Annotated in this window: 20 protein-coding genes; 1 reads left to right on the forward strand and 19 read right to left on the reverse strand. The window is 36.4% G+C overall.

Annotated features, from left to right (window positions below; genetic code table 11):
- Positions 1 to 2 precede the first annotated feature (2 nt).
- The 18 genes from ACZ5N5_RS16610 to flhA form a co-directional block, all read right to left on the reverse strand.
- The gene (locus tag ACZ5N5_RS16610) at positions 3 to 788 is read right to left on the reverse strand and encodes a phosphatidate cytidylyltransferase (RefSeq protein ID WP_109984416.1); all 786 of its coding nucleotides are present in this window, start codon (positions 786 to 788) and stop codon (positions 3 to 5) included.
- Positions 789 to 801: 13 nt separating this feature from the next.
- A complete protein-coding gene (locus ACZ5N5_RS16615; RefSeq protein WP_109984417.1) occupies positions 802 to 1,566 on the reverse strand; it encodes an isoprenyl transferase in 765 nt (254 codons plus the stop codon).
- 223 nt (positions 1,567 to 1,789) lie between these two features.
- On the reverse strand, positions 1,790 to 2,347 hold the full coding sequence (gene frr, locus ACZ5N5_RS16620) for a ribosome recycling factor (RefSeq protein ID WP_109984418.1): 558 nt from the start codon (positions 2,345 to 2,347) through the stop codon (positions 1,790 to 1,792).
- On the reverse strand, positions 2,347 to 3,072 hold the full coding sequence (pyrH, locus tag ACZ5N5_RS16625) for a UMP kinase (RefSeq protein WP_109984419.1): 726 nt from the start codon (positions 3,070 to 3,072) through the stop codon (positions 2,347 to 2,349). The genes frr and pyrH overlap by 1 nt, the downstream gene beginning before the upstream one ends.
- Positions 3,073 to 3,201: 129 nt before the next feature.
- The gene (tsf, locus tag ACZ5N5_RS16630) at positions 3,202 to 4,089 is read right to left on the reverse strand and encodes a translation elongation factor Ts (protein WP_054859479.1); all 888 of its coding nucleotides are present in this window, start codon (positions 4,087 to 4,089) and stop codon (positions 3,202 to 3,204) included.
- Positions 4,090 to 4,306: 217 nt separating this feature from the next.
- On the reverse strand, positions 4,307 to 5,071 hold the full coding sequence (rpsB, locus tag ACZ5N5_RS16635) for a 30S ribosomal protein S2 (protein WP_464372796.1): 765 nt from the start codon (positions 5,069 to 5,071) through the stop codon (positions 4,307 to 4,309).
- 151 nt (positions 5,072 to 5,222) lie between these two features.
- Positions 5,223 to 5,735 carry a DUF6115 domain-containing protein gene (locus ACZ5N5_RS16640; protein WP_054859481.1) on the reverse strand — a complete coding sequence of 171 codons (513 nt, stop codon included), beginning with the start codon at positions 5,733 to 5,735 and terminating at the stop codon, positions 5,223 to 5,225.
- 11 nt (positions 5,736 to 5,746) lie between these two features.
- The gene (locus tag ACZ5N5_RS16645; RefSeq protein ID WP_054789001.1) at positions 5,747 to 6,052 is read right to left on the reverse strand and encodes a hypothetical protein; all 306 of its coding nucleotides are present in this window, start codon (positions 6,050 to 6,052) and stop codon (positions 5,747 to 5,749) included.
- A gap of 26 nt (positions 6,053 to 6,078) precedes the next feature.
- Positions 6,079 to 7,449 carry a DUF342 domain-containing protein gene (locus tag ACZ5N5_RS16650; RefSeq protein ID WP_464372797.1) on the reverse strand — a complete coding sequence of 457 codons (1,371 nt, stop codon included), beginning with the start codon at positions 7,447 to 7,449 and terminating at the stop codon, positions 6,079 to 6,081.
- Positions 7,450 to 7,473: 24 nt separating this feature from the next.
- Positions 7,474 to 8,226, reverse strand: coding sequence for a FliA/WhiG family RNA polymerase sigma factor (locus ACZ5N5_RS16655; RefSeq protein WP_109984423.1), 753 nt, complete (start codon positions 8,224 to 8,226; stop codon positions 7,474 to 7,476).
- 31 nt (positions 8,227 to 8,257) lie between these two features.
- Complete coding sequence (locus ACZ5N5_RS16660) at positions 8,258 to 8,752, reverse strand: chemotaxis protein CheD (RefSeq protein WP_054789004.1); 495 nt, start codon at positions 8,750 to 8,752, stop codon at positions 8,258 to 8,260.
- The gene (locus ACZ5N5_RS16665) at positions 8,749 to 9,384 is read right to left on the reverse strand and encodes a chemotaxis protein CheC (RefSeq protein ID WP_109984424.1); all 636 of its coding nucleotides are present in this window, start codon (positions 9,382 to 9,384) and stop codon (positions 8,749 to 8,751) included. Before ACZ5N5_RS16665 ends, ACZ5N5_RS16660 begins: the two co-directional genes overlap by 4 nt.
- A complete protein-coding gene (locus ACZ5N5_RS16670) occupies positions 9,384 to 9,857 on the reverse strand; it encodes a chemotaxis protein CheW (protein WP_054789005.1) in 474 nt (157 codons plus the stop codon). Before ACZ5N5_RS16670 ends, ACZ5N5_RS16665 begins: the two co-directional genes overlap by 1 nt.
- A gap of 11 nt (positions 9,858 to 9,868) precedes the next feature.
- A complete protein-coding gene (locus ACZ5N5_RS16675) occupies positions 9,869 to 11,872 on the reverse strand; it encodes a chemotaxis protein CheA (RefSeq protein WP_109984425.1) in 2,004 nt (667 codons plus the stop codon).
- A 19-nt stretch (positions 11,873 to 11,891) separates the two neighbouring features.
- Complete coding sequence (locus ACZ5N5_RS16680) at positions 11,892 to 12,950, reverse strand: protein-glutamate methylesterase/protein-glutamine glutaminase (RefSeq protein WP_464372798.1); 1,059 nt, start codon at positions 12,948 to 12,950, stop codon at positions 11,892 to 11,894.
- Positions 12,951 to 12,979: 29 nt separating this feature from the next.
- Positions 12,980 to 13,840 carry a MinD/ParA family protein gene (locus tag ACZ5N5_RS16685; protein WP_464372799.1) on the reverse strand — a complete coding sequence of 287 codons (861 nt, stop codon included), beginning with the start codon at positions 13,838 to 13,840 and terminating at the stop codon, positions 12,980 to 12,982.
- Positions 13,841 to 14,929 carry a flagellar biosynthesis protein FlhF gene (gene flhF, locus ACZ5N5_RS16690; protein WP_054859488.1) on the reverse strand — a complete coding sequence of 363 codons (1,089 nt, stop codon included), beginning with the start codon at positions 14,927 to 14,929 and terminating at the stop codon, positions 13,841 to 13,843.
- Positions 14,926 to 16,959 carry a flagellar biosynthesis protein FlhA gene (gene flhA / locus ACZ5N5_RS16695; protein ID WP_054789006.1) on the reverse strand — a complete coding sequence of 678 codons (2,034 nt, stop codon included), beginning with the start codon at positions 16,957 to 16,959 and terminating at the stop codon, positions 14,926 to 14,928. Before flhA ends, flhF begins: the two co-directional genes overlap by 4 nt.
- A 383-nt stretch (positions 16,960 to 17,342) precedes the next feature.
- Between flhA and ACZ5N5_RS16700 the strand changes: the two genes are divergently transcribed.
- Positions 17,343 to 18,578: an IS110 family RNA-guided transposase gene (locus ACZ5N5_RS16700; protein WP_464372800.1), complete on the forward strand. Its 1,236-nt coding sequence runs from the start codon at positions 17,343 to 17,345 to the stop codon at positions 18,576 to 18,578.
- A gap of 168 nt (positions 18,579 to 18,746) precedes the next feature.
- On the opposite strand, the gene flhB is transcribed toward ACZ5N5_RS16700, so the two are convergent.
- Entirely contained in the window at positions 18,747 to 19,823 is a 1,077-nt protein-coding gene (flhB, locus tag ACZ5N5_RS16705; RefSeq protein WP_464372801.1) for a flagellar biosynthesis protein FlhB, read from the reverse strand.
- Positions 19,824 to 19,826: the final 3 nt, after the last annotated feature.

Genomic DNA, 19,826 nt, shown 5'->3' on the forward strand with positions numbered 1-19,826 from the left:
GTTTATTGTATAAAATTAATAAAATGAAGTAATGGAAAGACAAATAACCAACTATCAAATCGGTCAAGTATTCCACCATGACCAGGCAATAATTTTCCTGAGTCTTTCACATTGTAATATCGTTTAATAGCCGATTCTACCAAGTCACCAACTTGTCCACCAATCGATGCTAAAATCGTAACTAATATAACGATGATTAAAGAATCATGCACGGGGAAAAAGGTATGAAAAATGACAGCAACAACACAGGCTATCAATATCCCACCAATGGCACCCTCGATTGTTTTATTAGGACTGATTTTTGGCCATAGCTTTCTCCTTCCAAATGCCCTTCCAAAAAAATACGCTCCCGTGTCCGTTGAAAGTATAACTAGAATAGCATAAAAGATATAGACAAGTCCATCATTGTCAACATCTCTCGTTTGGATAAAATAATAAAAGCCAAGTCCGACATAAATGGTTGATAATATTAAAAAACCCGCATCCTCAAACGTGAATTTATTCTTCACTAAAACAGTATAAGCGAGCAATAACAGTACAAAAAACATTAACAGTTCGGTTCTAGTAGAGAAAAAGATAAATTCACCTTGAAAAAGTAATCCCCATAATAATATAACTGTTAAAATAGTTGGAATTGGATATGAGGTAGTTTTTCGCATATGTAATAATTCTAATAACCCTATAGTCGCAATGATATACATTGCAATCTGAAATGGTAAGCCATTCATAAACACTAAGGGAAAAAAGATAAGTATAGCAACTATTGCTGTAATTATTCTAATTTTCATCAATATTCACACCTTAAATTCCGCCGTAACGACGTTTTCGCTTTTGAAATTCGTTAATAGCTTTTTCAAAATCTTCTTCATTAAAGTCTGGCCATAATGTATCCGTAAACCATAATTCTGAGTATGCTGATTGCCAAAGCAAGAAATTACTTAATCGAATTTCACCACTAGTCCTGATTAAAAGATCTGGATCAGAAATATCAGAAGTATATAAATGACGGCTAAACATTTGCTCATCAATTTCTTCTATGGAATAATTCCCTTCTAGAACCTCCTTACAAATAGCTTTTACAGATTGGATCATTTCATAACGGCTACCATAATTTATAGCTATATTTAGGATCAATCCAGTATTCGCAGAAGTCTTATCAATTGCACTCATAATGGCTGCACTTGTTTTATTAGGAAGGTGCTCTAAATCACCAATCGTTTCTATTTTTACATTCTCTTCCATTAATTCCGGTAAATAATGCTGAAGAAAATCTATTGGTAGTTTCATTAGATATTCTATCTCATTAGACGGTCTTTTCCAATTTTCAGTCGAGAATGCGTAAAGGGTGAGAATCTTCACATTATAAGAATTGGCAATTTTCACGATCCTTTTAACATTATCCATCCCCTGTCTATGTCCCGCGACACGAGGTAATCCTTTATTTTGAGCCCATCGCCCATTTCCGTCCATAATGATGGCGATATGTTCAGGTATTCTCTCTACTTGTAGCTCAGGCCTTACTAAATTTTTTTCTTTTTTTAAGAAAGGAAGTTTAAACAAAGCCATTTTTGATCCTCCATTGTTCAACACATTGAAATACTTCTTCATTTCATATAGAGACTACTTAACGAAACTATAGCTTGCTCCCCTTATCTACTATGTACGTTAACGTATTATTATTCTTACCATTACTTTTTTCATACTCTAATGGGAAGAAGCGATAAAGTGGAAAAACCCTCTTCTTCACAAGAGGGTTTATTCTCACATTTTCATTCTACCTTTTTTTAGCTTATACTTCCATAATTTCTTGTTCTTTTTCTTTTGTTAATCCATCAATTTGGCTAATGTGCTCATCAGTAGCACTTTGTACTTCGTCCTGATAACCTCTTAATTCATCTTCTGTAATTTCACCATTTTTTTCGTCTTTTTTCAATTGGTCATTCGTATCACGGCGAATGTTACGAATTTGTACTTTGGACTCTTCCGCAAATTTACCAACAACTTTTACCAATTCTTTACGTCGTTCTTCGGTAAGTGGCGGAATACTTAAGCGAATGACATTTCCATCACTAGAAGGTGAAAGGCCTAAATCAGCCTTTTGAATCGCCTTTTCAATATCACCAATAGACGATTTATCAAATGGAGTGATAAGAAGTAAACGCGCCTCTGGTACTGTAATGGATGATAACTGATTTAATGGGGTAAGCGCTCCATAGTATTCTACTTGAACACTATCGAGAAGAGCAGGATTTGCTCTACCAGCTCTTACCGTTGCTAAATTTTTAGAATAAGCCTTTACTGCTTGTTCCATTTTTTCCTTCGTTTCTTTTAACAATACATCTGACATTATTCTTTCCCCCTTATAATGGTACCGATATTTTCACCAACTACTGCTTTTTTAATATTTCCTTCTTCTGATATTGAAAATACTAGTAATGGAATATTGTTATCCATACAGAGAGAAGAGGCTGTAGAATCCATTACACCTAATCCTTCATTTAAAATTTCTAAATAAGATAATTGATCATATTTCTTAGCATCCTTATCCACCTTCGGATCAGCTGTATAAACCCCATCGACGTTATTTTTCGCCATCAAAATAACATCTGCTTCAATCTCTGCCGCTCTGAGTGCTGCTGTTGTATCTGTCGAGAAGTATGGGTTACCTGTACCTGCTGCAAAGATAACTACCCGTTTTTTCTCTAAGTGTCTGATTGCTTTACGTCTTATATATGGTTCTGCTACTTGACGCATCTCAATAGAGGTTTGGACCCTCGTTGGTATACCGAGGTTTTCTAGACTATCCTGCAGTGCTAGAGAATTCATGACAGTAGCCAGCATGCCCATATAATCTGCATTTGCTCTGTCCATTCCCATCTCACTTCCGATCTTACCTCGCCAAATGTTTCCACCACCAACCACCACAGCAACTTCAACACCTAATTCCACGACATCCTTGACCTGTTTCGCAACAGATTGAATGATAGATGGTTCGATTCCAAAACCTTGTTCACCACTTAAAGCTTCACCACTTAATTTTAACACAACTCTTCTGTAGTTAGCAGTAGCCATAATAACCTCCGTATATGTAAATATTATAATAAAAATACGATTTGATCGCAAAACGTTTCTTATTCATCGATATTACTTTTTTACAGTGCAAAGAAAAGGGACACCTGGTGCCCCTCCAATTTGGTTAAATTATTTTTTATTAACTTGGCTCATAACTTCTTCAGCAAAGTTATCTACACGCTTTTCAATACCTTCGCCAACTTCATAACGAACAAAAGATTTTACTGAAGCATTTTTATTTTTCACAATTTGTTTTACTTTTTGATCAGGGTCTTTGACAAAGCTTTGCTCTAATAAACAAATTTCTTCAAAGAATTTTCCTAAACGACCTTCTACCATTTTTTCTACAATATGTTCAGGCTTTCCTTCGTTTAAAGCTTGTGTTTTTAATACTTCTCTTTCTTTTTCAACATCTTCTTGAGCTACCGCATCACGAGATAAGTAGCGAGGGTTTACGGCAGCGACATGCATTGCAATATCTTTAGCAAGCTGCTCGTCTGTTGTACCTTCCAATACAGTTACAACACCGATATTCCCCCCCATGTGAATGTACTCACCAAATACATCTTGATCTGTTTTAGTGAAAAGGGCAAAACGACGTAAAGAGATTTTTTCACCAATCTTAGCAATGTTAGAATTAATAAATTCTTCCACTTTTTCACCTTCACCATTTAAAGGTTGTGCTAATGCTTCTTCTACACTACCTGGCTTTTCAGATAAGATGTGCTTAGCTAATGCTTGTAGAAGTGATTTAAATTGATCATTTTTAGTGACAAAGTCTGTCTCACAGTTAACTTCAAGAAGCACTGCATCGTTACCCTCAACTTCAACATATGCTGAACCTTCTGCTGCAATACGGTCTGCTTTTTTCGCTGCTTTTGATATACCTTTTTCACGTAGGTAGTCAATCGCTTTATCGATATCACCATCTGTTTCTTGAAGTGCTTTTTTACAATCCATCATACCTGCACCAGTTTTTTCTCTTAATTCTTTTACTAACTTTGCAGTAATTGCCATAAATCTTCCTCCTTTAAGTAATGTATACTTATTGTCTATTGCTTTAGAAAAACTCGCATTCGCTCTTCTTTTGCGAATGCCTAGTTTTTGTTTATACTTGGCACCTTAAAATGTAGCTGCGTAGAAACTTCTGCTGTGTAAAATTTTATACTTACCTAACGTGTAAAAAAGGTGATAAAAGGTCCCCCTCTTATCACCCAAAACCTTCTTTACTCTTTTACTCTTCTGCAGTTTCTACTTCTTCTGCATTTGCTTCTTCTTGTTCTTCCGCTTGCTCTTCAGCAACTTCTTCCGTTACTTCACCTTGTTTTACTTCTAAAATAGCGTCAGCCATTTTTCCAGTAAGTAATTTAACTGCACGGATAGCATCATCATTAGCTGGGATAACATAATCGATTTCGTCTGGATCACAGTTAGTATCTACGATCCCTACAATTGGAATATTAAGTTTATGTGCTTCCGCAACTGCAATGCGTTCTTTTCTTGGATCAATAATGAAAAGAGCATCGGGAATTTTGTTCATTTCTTTAATACCACCTAAGAATTTAACAAGTCTTTCTTTTTCTTTTAATAGACCTACTACTTCTTTTTTAGGAAGTACTTCGAATGTTCCATCTTCTTCCATTTTTTCGATATCTTTTAAACGATTAATACGTTTACGAATAGTTTCAAAGTTTGTTAATGTCCCACCTAACCAGCGTTGGTTTACATAAAACATTCCTGAACGGATTGCTTCTTCCTTCACTGATTCTTGTGCTTGCTTCTTGGTACCTACAAATAAAACAGTACCATCATTTTCTGCGATTTCTTTAACGAAATTGTACGCTTCTTCTACTTTCTTTACGGTTTTTTGTAGGTCAATAATGTAAATACCGTTACGTTCTGTGAAGATGTATTTTTTCATCTTCGGATTCCAACGACGAGTTTGGTGACCAAAATGCACACCAGCCTCTAATAGCTGTTTCATTGAGATTACTGCCATTTTCTTTCCTCCTGTAAATTGGTTTTTTATCCTCCATTTGTATCATTAGATAAAAGGACTAAATCAATAGCACCACTTTTACCTTCCACAAACGTGTGTATTTAACACCATGAACAAATATAACATATTGATTTTATGCAATCAAGCTATTTTATCTGTTTTTTTGTTGAAATTTTAATAATAGTTCTATTTCTGTCTTTCCTTTATCCAATTTCTTAGCAATTTCATCAGAAGTCATGCCTTTTTGAGAAAGGTGGAGAATTTGTGCAGTCAAGGATTGTTCTACTGTGTCTTTTTGTATCCCATCTGTAATCGGTTGATAGTCTTCGTATTCATTATCTTTGGGAATTCTCACAGTTCCTTCTTCTGGTTTATTCGGTTGAGGTACTTCATTCGTTGTCTTCTTTTTTAGTTGATTTTGTTGAACAGCTTCTGTTATCTCCACTGATGGATTGTCCATTGAATCTATTTGCTCCAAGAATTTCTGATTCTCTTCTTTCATTTCTACTAAATATAATGCCAAAGAATCCTCCATTTTTTCCACTTGCTCCAAGACATTTGCTTCAATATCTTCTATGTTTTGTTGTTTCATTTTTAAATGACGAATAACAATAAATGTAATAATATGAATAAGAAAACTTAATAATAGCAATAAATATATCATAAATACCCTTCTTATCTCTTAATATCAATCCGCTTTCCTAAATAAGGATGTTGCTGGTTCGCTTCCTTTTCCTCTTCTGTGGAAGGAGAACGTTCATTATCATGATGACCCTTTTCTTTTTGGTTATTTTTCAATCTCAATTTCTCTGATTCTTGTTGCTTGATAACTCGCTGTCTTTTTCTGATCTCTTCTAATACTTGAGATTGGGCCAATTGTTCCTGGCCTAGTCTTCCTTGCTGCTGTAAGTGCTCTTGGATTTTCCCTGCATCCTGTGTTCGCGGTAACGCTACTTGCATCTCTACTGATTTCCAACTCACTCGGAATCAATCCCTTGCTCCCATATTTAAAGTGGTTCCATCACGATCTCCATGTCTTTTAAATAGGATTTAAAACGACTATGTTCATCCTTTAAGAGACGACTATATTTACCGATATTTAATTCAACATTTCCGAATGCTTTTCCGTAAACATTAATCGACATTTCTGTAAAATTACCGATTGTCCATTGCAATTCTGTCATTTCTAATTGTATTTGTTCTATATCTTTCGTAACCTTCTCCAATGAATGACGTTGTTTTAGTAGGACAATTCGTTCTTTTGTATTCAACCCACTCTGTTTTTTCTTTTTCTGTAATTGGTTACCGAGTAAAACCAATTTGTTTTGATTATCCTTTAATGCCGACAGCTGTTCATTCAATTGTTCCACCTGTTCACTAACTTTCTTGTTAATTCCCAAGGCTAATTCTGTCTTTGTAAAAGCAAAATTACCCACATTCTTTACTTCAATTTGTCTTCCTGCTGAATTGGAACCGCCAATAATACTACCATTCTGACATATAATATCTCCTTCAGCAACACAATCACTATGAAGAATCGACTTTTTTACAACAAGATTATTTCCTGTTTCTATCTTCGCCTGATTAATGTAATTGGTTTCAATATTTCCTTCAGCTTTAATGTAGGCTTTATCCATACCTGAGATTCCTTCATTGATAACAATATTTCCCCCTGCTTGTAGAAATGCCCCTTCCACAAGACCACTGATGAACAAATCTCCTTTTGCTTTCACAGAATAGCCTGTACCAACATTTCCTCTTATCGTAACAGAACCGACAAAATCGATATTCCCTGTTTCTAGAGATAAATCTCCGCTTAATTCATATAGTGGAAATACATGTATAAATTTTGTCGTGATGGATAACTGTCCTTCAGCAGTTGCAACAAATACATTCGTTTCTTCCTCTATCTCTACATTTTTTCCTGCTTTCGTTCTAACCCCGACCCCTTTTTTCTGACGAATAGGATTACCGAACACATCCGTTCCTTCTTTCCCCTCTGTTGCAGGTACTATCGTCGCAATCTTGTCACCTTTATTAACACTTGGTATTTTGGTCACATCACGAAAAGAGAATTTTTCTTCCTCAGAAATAGATGAATTTAATGTTATTTTCCATTCTAAATAGCCATCCTCGCCATTCTCGGGTGGAATCCCTTTTGCAATTATTAAAGGTTGATGATTAGCAAGGATCTGTTTCCAATCTGATTGTTGCCATTCTACTAAACCAAAGTTGATTTTTGCTTTTTCTATTAAAAAACCTACATCTTCCTCTGTAACTTCATCGAAAAAACTTGAATCGAGCAATTCAATCCAAGCCTTTAACTTATCCTTTGAATAATTCACGCGAAGAACATCTTTAAGTTCCATCTTATTCATGCCCCATTTACACATTATTTTATTCTAGGAGAACATCTGTCTGATTTTAAAAATTGCCTGTTTATGAATTTGAGAAATTCTAGAGGTTGTTAAGCCTAAAGCTTTGCCAATCTCTGTGAAGGTCAATTCCTTATCATAGAATAAACTTAGAACCAATTGCTCGTTCTCATTCAATTTTTGAATATGTTGACTTAATTGATGAAGTTTTTCCTGCTTTAATACATTTTCTTCAGGCGTTAGTTCTTTTTCGTCTGGTATATGATAACCAATTCCTTCTTTATATTCATCATTTGCCCCTTTGTCCTCCATTGAAAGTAAGTTGGAAAAGAAACTATCCTTAATTACTTCCTCAACTTCTTCTTTTTTCATTTTTAGATGTGCAGCAATTTCTTCAGCACTTACTTCTCTTTGAAGTTGTTGTTCTAATGCTTCCACAGCAAAATCAATCTTTTTCACTTTTTCTCGAGCTGATCTCGGTAACCAATCTTCCTTGCGTAGGCCATCGATAATGGCACCTTTTATTCGAAAGGATGCATAGGTATCAAACTTCAAGTCCCGATTTGGGTCAAATTTAAGGATAGCATCATATAACCCGAATAACCCCAAGCTTCTTAAATCTTCTTTTTGAACACTTTTCGGCAGATTGGATGCGATTCGTTGGACATGATATTGTACTAAATACATATAATGGTCAATTAATTGATTGGTATTATCTTCGTTTTTATTCTGAATCCATTCGTTCCATATTGACCTTTCTTCAATACCAACCTTTCCCATCTAACCACCTCTTTCCTTAATTTCTTCTATCTTAGATACATTTCATTTCACTATTAACGGTTTTGATTGATAGTAGACCAGTATCTGGATCAAATTCTATTGTTCTACCTTTATTCCCACCTACATCCTGCGCAAGAATAGGAATATTTAGTTGATTAAGTTTAAGAATAACTGCTTCCACATTCCGTTCACCTATACGAAGCATTTGGTTGTCCGAACGAAAGGCAAACATATGAGCACCACCAGCTAATTTCGCTTTTAGGGAATGCTTATTTACTCCCTGCTTTATAAGTAATTCCAATAATAGATCAATTCCCGTATCAGCATATTTCATTCCATTTCTATTCTCTCTTTTTGATGCAGTAGAATCTGGTAACATGATATGAGCTAGTCCTGCTACTTTTAGCTTTAAATCATAAATAACGACTCCAACACAAGACCCTAATCCTGACGTTTTTAAAAGGTGAGGAGCGTTCGCTACTTTTACATCAGCAATTCCAACCTTTACTATCGTTGAAGTTATCATTGATTTTGTACTCCTAACGCTCGGAAGATTTTAGCAAAGGATTCTGGATCAGGAAGCAAGAAAAAATGCCCTTTTACTTGTGTTCCGCCATTTTCCCCTTCTTCAATCATCGTATCAATCATAATGGCGTAATCACTCTCTTGCGATATTTCTACTAGACCTTCCATCAATATAGCGGCAGCCATATCTATGACAAGTGTTGGGACAGTTGGTTGAAGGTTCAGTGTTGTAAAATCGGACAAGGATGATAAATACGATCCAGATAAAATATTACCAACCTCTGACAATGCCGAATAGGCAAGGGGGTTATCCTCCATTAAAGTCGTTTGGAAATGATTATCTCCTGTTAATTGCTGTACGAGTGTATCTGCTTCCTCTGGTGAAAGGATGAAAAACATACTCCCAGGTGCATCACCTTGAATTCGCAAAAATACCGCAACGATCAGTCTTTCCGGCCCACCAACCAAATCTATTAACTCATTAAAATCAACAATCTTTATATACGGGATGGACATATCGATTTTTTTATTTAATAGCTCAGATAAGGCTGTCGCTGCATTTCCTGCACCTATGTTGCCAATTTCTTTTAATACATCAAGATGTATTTGGGTCAACTGATCTAAACGATCCATTATTTTTGGACCTCTTCTGCTTCTATCTTCCCTTGATAGGAATCAGCTGAGAGTACCTTTTCTAAATTCAATATCATGACTAATCTTTTGCCTATTTTCGCAACACCTTCTATATAATCCACATCTACTGTGCCAACTACTTTTGGTGCAGGCTCTATGTCTTCTGATTGTATATCTATGACATCGTAGGCAGCATCTACAATAAGTCCAATGTTGTATTTATCCTGATGAATGATGATAATCCTTGTGCTATCTGTTTGCGGAATACGATCCATGCCAAATCTTTCACGAAGATCAATAATTGGTGTGACAACTCCACGTAGATTAATGACACCTTTTACAAATTTCGCAGTTTTAGGAACTCTCGTTATTTGTTGCATTCGCTCGATTCCACCAATTATTTCAACTGGAAGTGCATATTCTTCCTTATCAAGTTCAATGATGATCGATTTTTTCACTTGCTTTTCTTCCATGACGACACCTCCTAACTAATTAATGTATTCGTATCTACAATCAAGGCTACCTGACCATCGCCTAAAATGGTTGCACCAGAAATCGCAAATACGTCCCCTAGATAATCCCCTAGTGATTTTAAAACAATTTCATGCTGTCCAATAAATTTATTTACAATTAAACCAGCCATTTTCTCCCCTTTGCGAATGATGACAACCGAATAATGCTCCTCTTCGGTTTCTCCAGCTGGTATTTCAAACACATTTTTCAAGGAAACTAATGGTACTACCTTTCCTCTAAAGTCAATGACTTCTTTATTATGGGCATTCAGAATATCGTTCTTGTGAATGATTGCTGTTTCAATAATAGATGAAAGTGGTATGGCATATTTTTCTTCTTCCACTTCAACGAGCAACACAGAAATTATGGATAAAGTTAGTGGCAATTGAATCGAAAATAATGACCCTTTTCCTTCTTCAGATTCAATGGTTAAAGTTCCACCAAGTGATTCAATAGTATTCCTTACAACATCTAATCCAACACCTCGTCCAGAAATGTCTGAAATCTTATCAGCCGTAGAAAAACCACTTGACATAATTAATTGATGTACCTGTTGATCAGTCAATGTTTCTGCTTCCTCTGAAGTAATTACCTGATTGGCAATAGCTTTCTCAAGTACCTTCTCTCGATTAATACCCGCACCATCATCTGCTATTTCGATAAAGACATGGTTACCACTGTGATATGCCTTTAATGTCAAATGACCCTCTTCCTGTTTGCCTTTAGCCTTACGCTTTTCAGGAGTTTCGATCCCGTGGTCTAAAGAATTGCGAATTAAATGAACCAAAGGGTCACCAATTTCATCAATAACCGTACGATCTAATTCTGTTTCGGCACCAATTATTTCAAGATTAATCCTTTTACCTAAATCCTTCGACAGCTGTCGAACCATTCTTGGAAATCGATTAAATACTTGCTCTACAGGAACCATTCTCATATTCAAAATGATGTTCTGCAAATCACCAGTTACTCTTGTCATTCTCTCCACCGTTTCGGATAGATCTGGATTCTTTAAGTTTGTAGCGATTTGTTCTAGCTGGCCACGATCAATGACTAATTCCTCAAAAAGGTTCATTAATCCATCTAGACGATCGATATTCACTCGAATTGTTTTGCTCGTAACTGCTTTTTGCGTGTTATTTTTTTCAGACTCTTTTTCTTGTGGCTTGGATGTTTTTGGTTCATCTTTAGCTTTTGGTGGTTCTGATTGGGTTTGAAATGAAAATTCTCGAACAGTTACTTTATCGATTTCCGATACTTTCCTTACTCTTTGTTCAATGTCATTTGCATCGTGTTTTGTAATAAGTAATACATGAAAATCTAAATCAAAATTTTCTTCTTCTAATTCTTGAACAGCCGGTTCTGACTTAATTACCTCACCGACTTGTTCTAACACCTCAAAGATCATATACACTCGAGCTGCTTTTAGTAAACAATTATCATTTAATTTGACGTATACTTCGAAATTCTTAAAGTCCTTCTCTGCTGATTGTTGGAGAACAGCCATTTCAAATTCATCGAGTTTACTGAAATGGACATTATCACTAGTAGTTTGTTCGCTTTCTTCAATTATTTGCACCTCACGATCTGGTGCCTCGTTGTTTTCAATCTGTTGAAGCTGTTTGACAAGCTGTTGTACATCAGAAGAACCATTTCCTCCCTCAGCAATATCGAAAACCATACCTTCTAACTGGTCAACCGCTTGAAATATTACGTCAATCATCGTAGAGTTGACCACTATCTTTTCATTTCTTACAGCATCCAATACATTTTCCATTTTATGTGTCAAATCAGCAATGTCTTGAAAGCCCATCGTAGCAGCCATGCCTTTAAGTGTGTGTGCTGAGCGAAATATTTCGCCAATTGTATTCAAATTAGTAGGTTCCTTTTCTAGAACAAGCAGCTGATCATTTAGGGACTGGATATGTTCTTTACTTTCTTCGATAAAGACTTCTAAATACTCATTATTTTCCAATTTCCTCACCTCTCATATGTTAGACTTTTTCCTGCAAGATTGTGCTTATATCTTGGATATCTAAAACATAATCTACTAAACTAGTTCTTTCGGCGGCTTGTGGCATTCCATAAACAACACAGGTTTCTTTAGATTGGGAAATGGTAATCGTTCTCGGATGCCTCTGTTTCAATTGAACTATACCATTAGATCCATCCTTCCCCATTCCTGTTAGAATAATAGAAAGGGGATGACAATGAGGTAACCTTGCAATCGAACCAAACAAGACATCCACTGAGGGTTGGTGACCATTTACCGGTTCGCGCTTTGACACTTTAGCAATCAATTCCGCCCCATTCCCTATCACCTCAAACTGTTTCCCACCTTCTGCTATGTAGACCTTACCCTTTTCAATTAAATCACCGTTTTCCACTTCTTTTACTTCTACATTGGATAATTTATTCAAGCGATCTGCAAGTGATTTGGTAAAACCTTTTGGCATATGCTGCACAACTACAATTGGTGCCTTAAAATCACTTGGTAAATTGGTGATAATCTCCTGTAATGCTCTCGGACCTCCCGTTGAAGAGCCAATCGCAATGATCGGATTGACCATAGGACGATTACGTTTTAGAAATCGGCTTTCTGTATCCAAAGAGACCGATTTTGTTTTCTCTCTTTTTTGAAAGGTGGATATGTTAGAAACTACTGCCTGCTCGACTTTACTGATAATCTCTTGTTGAATCTCTTTAATATTCAATGAAATCGAACCAGATGGCTTTGCGATAAAATCAACTGCGCCTAATGACATTGCTTCCATTGTTTTATCTGCACCTATTTTAGTCAAACTGGATAACATAACAACTGGCGTTGGACTCTTCTCCATCATATGAGTTAATGTCGTAATCCCGTCCATAATAGGCATTTCGACATCCATTGTCACTACATCAGGCTTCCACTTTTCTACTTTTTCGAGCGCATCTTCTCCGTTTCTCGCTGTAGAAATCACCTCGATTAGTCTAGATTGATTAATAATATCTGTGATCATCTTTCTCATGAATGCTGAATCATCTACAACTAACGCAGTATATTTTTTCATTCAGTTCTACCTTCCTGTCATTGGCTAAGTTAAAGTCGAGATAAATATTGTTTCAATTCCTTTAGAAAATCTTTACCTTTCCGCTTTTTTCTTGGCGCGATTCCTAAAAATTGGTCAGTGATTTGATCAATGGCCACAGATGCCTTCGATTTTGGGTTCTTCAGTAAAAAGGGATGCTGTTCGATAACTGCCGACATCACGACAGGATCATCCGGAACCATACCTAAAGGAAACATATCATACTCAAGAAAACGTTTAATTGCCGTAATCATACGATTCGTTATCATATCTCCTTGTTGCTTATTCATCACCCTATTTAAAATAAGATGGACCTGTGTTTTTTTATACGATAGAATATGTTTCACCATTGAATAAGCATCTGTGATCGACGTTGGTTCAGGTGTCGTTACAACAAGACAGTCATCCACAGCCTTCATATAATGAATCGTTTCTTGTGTTACACCTGCTCCCAAATCAAATATTACATAGTCGTAGTCATTAAGTATTAGTTCTAATTGTCCTAAAAAATGGGCTAATTTCTCCTCACCCAGTTGAAAAATACTTTCTTGTGCATTCCCGCCAGGTATATAGGACAGTGTATTTGGTCCTGATTCTATAATATCATAAATAGACGAATTTTTCTCGAAAATTTTAAGGATAGAATGCTCAGATGATCTTCCAAGTAATATTTCGATATTCCCCATCCCGATATCCAAGTCAAATAATAGTACTTTTTTACCTTTTTTTGAAAGAGAAAGGGAGAAGTTAAGTGCGATATTTGACTTACCTACCCCTCCTTTTCCACTTACAACCGCAATTGTTTTAGCAAGATTTTGATGATGGATTCCTTTCATTTTAGCTCTTAGGTGTGATGCTTGATCTGTATTCATTTAATCACCAACTATAAGTTTTGCAATATGATCAATCGAAGCTTCTTCTATGTCATCCGGTACATCTTGACCTGTTGTTAGGAATGCTATTCCAATGTTGTGTTGCAAAGATAAATTTAGAGCAGCACCATAAGAAGTTGTTTCATCCTTTTTTGTGAAAATAATTTGTTTAACAGGAACATGACGAAATTGGTCATAAATTGCCTCGAGATCATTACTTTTTGTTGTTAAAGATAAAACTAGATAAGTATCTACTTCTTCATTTAAATCCATTACATTGCCCAATTCTTCCACATATTTTTCATCCCTGAAATTACGACCAGCTGTATCAACAAAAACGAGATCAAAATCTGAAAATTTTTCTCGTGCTTTGTTGTAGTCCTCGAGATTATATGCAACTTCTATCGGAACATCTAAAATTTTTGAATAGGTTTTCAGCTGTTCGATTGCAGCGATTCGATACGTATCCGTTGTAATAAGCGCCACTTTTTTACGTTCATTAAGAACACTGTGTGCTGCAAGTTTGGCAATGGTCGTTGTTTTCCCAACACCTGTTGGTCCTACAAGATGAACGAATTGATTTTGATAATCTGATTTTCCAAAGCTTCCTTTATTAGCTAATCGATGCTTTATTTCAAATGCTAGCTTTTTCTTCAGTTTCTCCATATCCTCTTCCTGCTCGTTGCTCGTATGGATTGTGTCCACTAGCTCCATTGCTATGTCTTTATTTACTTCTTGATTTTCTAAATGGTCAAGTAGTTCTTGATAAGGTAAAGGAAACGTGTGATCTTGATTTTTTTGTTGAATTAATCGCTTCATATCTTTGATTTCTTTTAATAGATGATCCTGTTTGCCTTCTGCTAATACTGAACTCATAGGCTTTGCAACTACTGGTTTAGATGGAACAGGCTTTTTACGAGGACTATCAATTCCAGCCAGTACTTCTAACTTTCTTTTTTTAAATAGTCCTAAAAAACCCCCCTCATGAATGACCTTAGAATTCAGAATAACGGCATCTTCTCCTAATTCTCGGCGAACTATCTGCATTACTTCCGGCATTGTCGAACCTTTGATTTTTTTTATTTTCATGCTACATTCACCACTCCGATGCTTTTTATTTCCGCTGTTGGCTCGATTTCGTTATAGGAAAGCACAATCACCTGTGGGAAAAATCGATCCAATAATTGCTTCATATACATTCTTATAGTAGGAGAACATAGAATAATAGGATTTTCTTCCTGAAGTGACATAACTTCCACATTTTCAGAAACAGACTGAATAACTTGCTGTTGCGTATCAGGATCCATTGCTAAATAACTTCCATGTTCTGTTTGCTGGATATGTTCTGCGATCACTTTCTCTACCTCACCAGCTACAGTAATAACTTTTAGTTCATTTCTACCTTGTAGCAAATCAGCGGTAATTTGGGCGGAAAGAGATTGTCTAGCATATTCAGTTAGTAAATCTGTATCCTTTGTCATTTTTCCAAAATCCGCTAATGTCTCAAAAATAACAGGTAAGTTCTTAATCGAAACATTTTCTCTCAATAACTTAGCCAATACCTTTTGTACATCTCCAATTGCGAGCGGTTCTGGTGTAACCTCCTCCACTAATATTGGATAACTCTCCTTTAGATGATCGACCAATTGCTTTGTCTCTTGGCGACCAAGAAGTTGGTGAGCATTGCGCTTAATAATTTCCGTAATATGTGTGGAAACGACAGAAGGTGGGTCCACTACTGTATATCCAGACAATTCGGCATCATCCTTTGTTTCTTCTGTAATCCACTTTGCTGGAAGTCCAAAGGCAGGTTCAGTTGTTTCGATTCCATCTAGCTCATCATCCTCAATCCCTGGACTCATTGCTAAGAAATGATCTAGTAACAATTCACCACTTGCCACTTCATTTCCCTTTATTTTTAACCGGTATTCATTTGGGTTTAATTGAATATTGTCTCGTATTCTGACAACAGGGATAACCAGTCCTAGTTCAATAGCAAGTTGCCTTCTAATCATGACAATTCGATCTAGTAAATCCCCACCTTGATTGGAATCTGCCAATGGGATTAAACCATACCCAAATTCAAATTCAATTGGGTCCATGTTAATCAGACCTACAACATTTTCAGGTGCTTTCATTTCTTCAGATTCCGATTCATCTACCTCTGATTCGGTAACATTCGCTTCTTGTTTAGCTTTTTTAGATATCATATAAGCAGTACCAATTAATACTATCGCAATAAGGGTTGTTAAGAAGGGATTAATTGGTGTCAGTCCTAGTAAGAAAATAGTACCCCCCGCAATATAAAGCAAGTTAGGATAACGTAACAATTGTTGACTAACATCCGCACTCAAATTACCATCAGAGGCTGCTCTTGTTACTACAATACCAGTCGCAGTTGAAATCAATAATGCAGGTATTTGACTGACCAAGCCATCTCCCACTGTTAATCGCATATACACATCGATCGCTTCATTAAAGCTTAATTCTAATTGCATCATACCGATGATTAAACCAAAAATAATATTAATTAGAACAATAATAATACCAGCAATAGCGTCACCTTTGACGAATTTACTCGCACCGTCCATTGCTCCATGAAAATCTGCCTCTTGTTCAATTTTTTCTCTTCGTTCTTTAGCTTGCTGTTCATTAATCATACCGGCATTTAAATCTGCATCTATACTCATCTGTTTTCCTGGCATTGCATCTAATGTAAAACGTGCCGCAACCTCAGATACACGCTCACTACCCTTAGTAATAACTAGAAATTGAATAATAACTAGAATAATAAAAACAACAAATCCTACTAATGGGTTATCACCAATAACAAATGTTCCAAATGTATCCACAACATTTCCTGCATCCGCTTCAGATAAAATGGACCTCGTTGTGGAAACATTTAATCCTAGTCGGAACAATGTTAACAATAATAGCAATGACGGGAATACCGAAAATTGTAAAGTGTCAACCGTATTCATTGAAACAAGGATAACGATTAATGCTAGAGATATATTTGTTAAAATTAATATACTTAATAACCACCCTGGTAATGGTATAACTAACATAATAATGATGAGAATAACACCTAGTAAAACGGAAAAATCTCTAGCTTTCATGTCATACAACTCCTCGTATATTATATTTAAGCCCATCTGTTGGACTCACTATTTTCCTCATTTGACCTGCAATAAATTTCAAAAAACACTTGGACGTCTTGTGATGTTCCTAGATAATGGTCTTAAGGATCATTTGGGACAATTCTGTCATCTCCTGTGGCTAACCACATTTAAAGACTGTTTCCCAGTGTACGTGCAGACCTTCCTACTCGCAGGCTGTGCACTCTGTCCCTCGAACTTGGATGGTAGTAGCTCCAAGGCGGCTTTCGATACAGAGATAGTACTGATACACGAGGTTGTTGATCGGCGTTCACACTAGGGATATCCCGAGGCGTCCAAGATAGGTTCCAATGATTCTAATTTAGAAAGGAGGGGAATTCCCCATGCGATTATTTGTCGGATTAGATGTTAGTTCTTTTGATATCAAGGTTTGTTTGTTAGATAGTGAAGGTGTAAAGTTATCTTCCTTCACCGTGTCGAATGATTTACCTGGTGCTACTGCTTTACGTGAAGCTATTTTTCGTACCATGGATGGACAATCTGTGGAAGTATTAAAGATTGGCTTAGAATCCACTTCCGTGTACAGTTTTCATCCAGCGATGTTTTTTCATCAGGATGAAGAGCTCCGTAAGCTTGGTGCACAAGTATTTGTGATGAATCCAAAACAGATTGCCAACTTCAAAAAGAGTTATCCAGACATGGACAAGACCGACGAGATTGATGCATTTGTGATTGCCGATTATTTACGATTTGGTCGTTTATCGATGTCGGTGGTCAAAGAGAGTCAATACGTTGCCCTACAACAGTTGACACGCTCTCGCTACCAACTCGTACATCAGATGACCAAAGAAAAGCAACATTTTCTTCAACACTTGAGTTATAAGTGTAATACGTTGCAAGAAAACGTCGAATCTTCCGTGTTTGGACAAGCTATGATGGACTTATTCTTTGAAAAATATAGCCTGGAAGAACTCGCTCAGATGTCGATCGAAGACCTAGCTGATTACCTCCAAACCAAAGGTAAAAATGGTTTTCACGACCCTGAAAAAGTGGCCAAGTCCATTCAAAAAGCAGTACGTTCTTCCTATCGTTTGGATAAGGTAGTGGAAGACTCGATTGATCTCATCTTGGGCACTATTATTGAGCTGATTCGCACCATGAAGGCACAAATCAAGCAAATCGATAAAGCGATCACTAAAATCATGGCTGGCTTACCCAATACCCTGCAATCCACACCCGGAATTGGACCTGTATTCGCTGCTGGTATCATCGCAGAAATCGGTCAGATTGAACGATTTGAAGCAGAGGCCAAAATAGCCAAATATGCAGGACTATACTGGCGAAAACACCAATCAGGCAGGTTTACGGCAGATGATACTTCCTTATCTCGTAACGGGAATCAGTATTTGCGTTATTACCTTGTTGAAGCCGCCAACTCGGTGAGAAGGCATGTACCTGAATACCAAGCTTATTACGAGAAGAAATACCGTGAAGTACCGAAACACCAACATAAAAGAGCACTCGTCTTAACCGCTAGAAAATTAGTGCGTTTGGTGGATGCGCTACTACGCAACCATCAAATCTACACGCCACAAGGGAGCGTGAAACATGAAGCTTAGAAAGTAGCTTCTACAACCCTTGTGTAATTACCATTAATTTACATTTGATTAATGGTCTAGTTTCCTATTGCCTTTTTTAACAAAATTGCACCTTGATATCTAAATCTTTTTTATTTTGTATCTTGACATATTACCGCAGGTCTTTAAGCTTACAAAACATAAACATGGTTAAATTTTCTTCTGAACTCGATATACATAGGCAAGTATTTCAGCCACTGCCTGAAAATACGCTTCATCTATTACCTCGCCTATTTCAGTTTGACTATATAATGCTCTTGCTAGAGGACGATTTTCTACCATGACAATCCGGTGATTACTAGCAATCTCTTTAATTTTCATTGCAACAAAATCAACACCTTTAGCAACAACATACGGAGCGTCTGCCTTCGATTCGTCATATTTTAATGCAATCGCATAATGAGTTGGGTTTGTAATAATGACATCTGCTTCAGGAACTTGACTCATCATCCGTTGCATAGCCATCTGCCTTTGTTTTTCCTTTATTTTTGACTTAATTAAAGGATCCCCTTCTATATTTTTGTACTCATCCTTCACATCATCTTTTGACATTTTATTTTGTTTCTCAAAATCGAAACGTTGATAGGCATAATCAAAAACCGATACGATTAATAGACCTATAGCGGCAGCAATCCCCATTTGAATAGTCATACTTCCAAAAAAGGCTAACGCACCATGTACATCCTTATCAACAAGCATTAGCATTTCATCCTTGTTTATCCAGATGATCGCAAAGGTAATAGCCCCAACAACTAAAATCTTTAATAAAGACTTCACTAATTCCACTAGAGCACGTACGGAAAAAATTCTTTTTGCACCTTGAATTGGATCAATCTTACTTAGCTTCATTTTCAACGGTTCTGTTGTAAACAAAAAGCCAACTTGTAAGAAATTAGAAGCTAATCCTGCCACAATAGCAATAAGTAGAATTGGTGCAATGGTTAAGGCAATCTGCCATCCGAAATCTAAAAAGATTTCAAAAACTTGATCTTCCGTAACTTCTAAATGGATATATTCCGTGAATGACTTGCTATACATATCTGTCATCATTGTTTTAAAACTATTACCAGTTACAAATAGTACAATAAAAACTAAAAATAATAGAATAGCAGTATTCACATCTTGGCTTTTTGCCACTTGTCCTTTCTTTCTAGCATCTTGACGCTTTTTTGGAGTTGCTTTTTCGGTTTTTTCTCCAGCAAAATACTGCAGATTAAGTTTTAACATTTT

This window comes from Gracilibacillus sp. JCM 18966 (assembly GCF_055392695.1).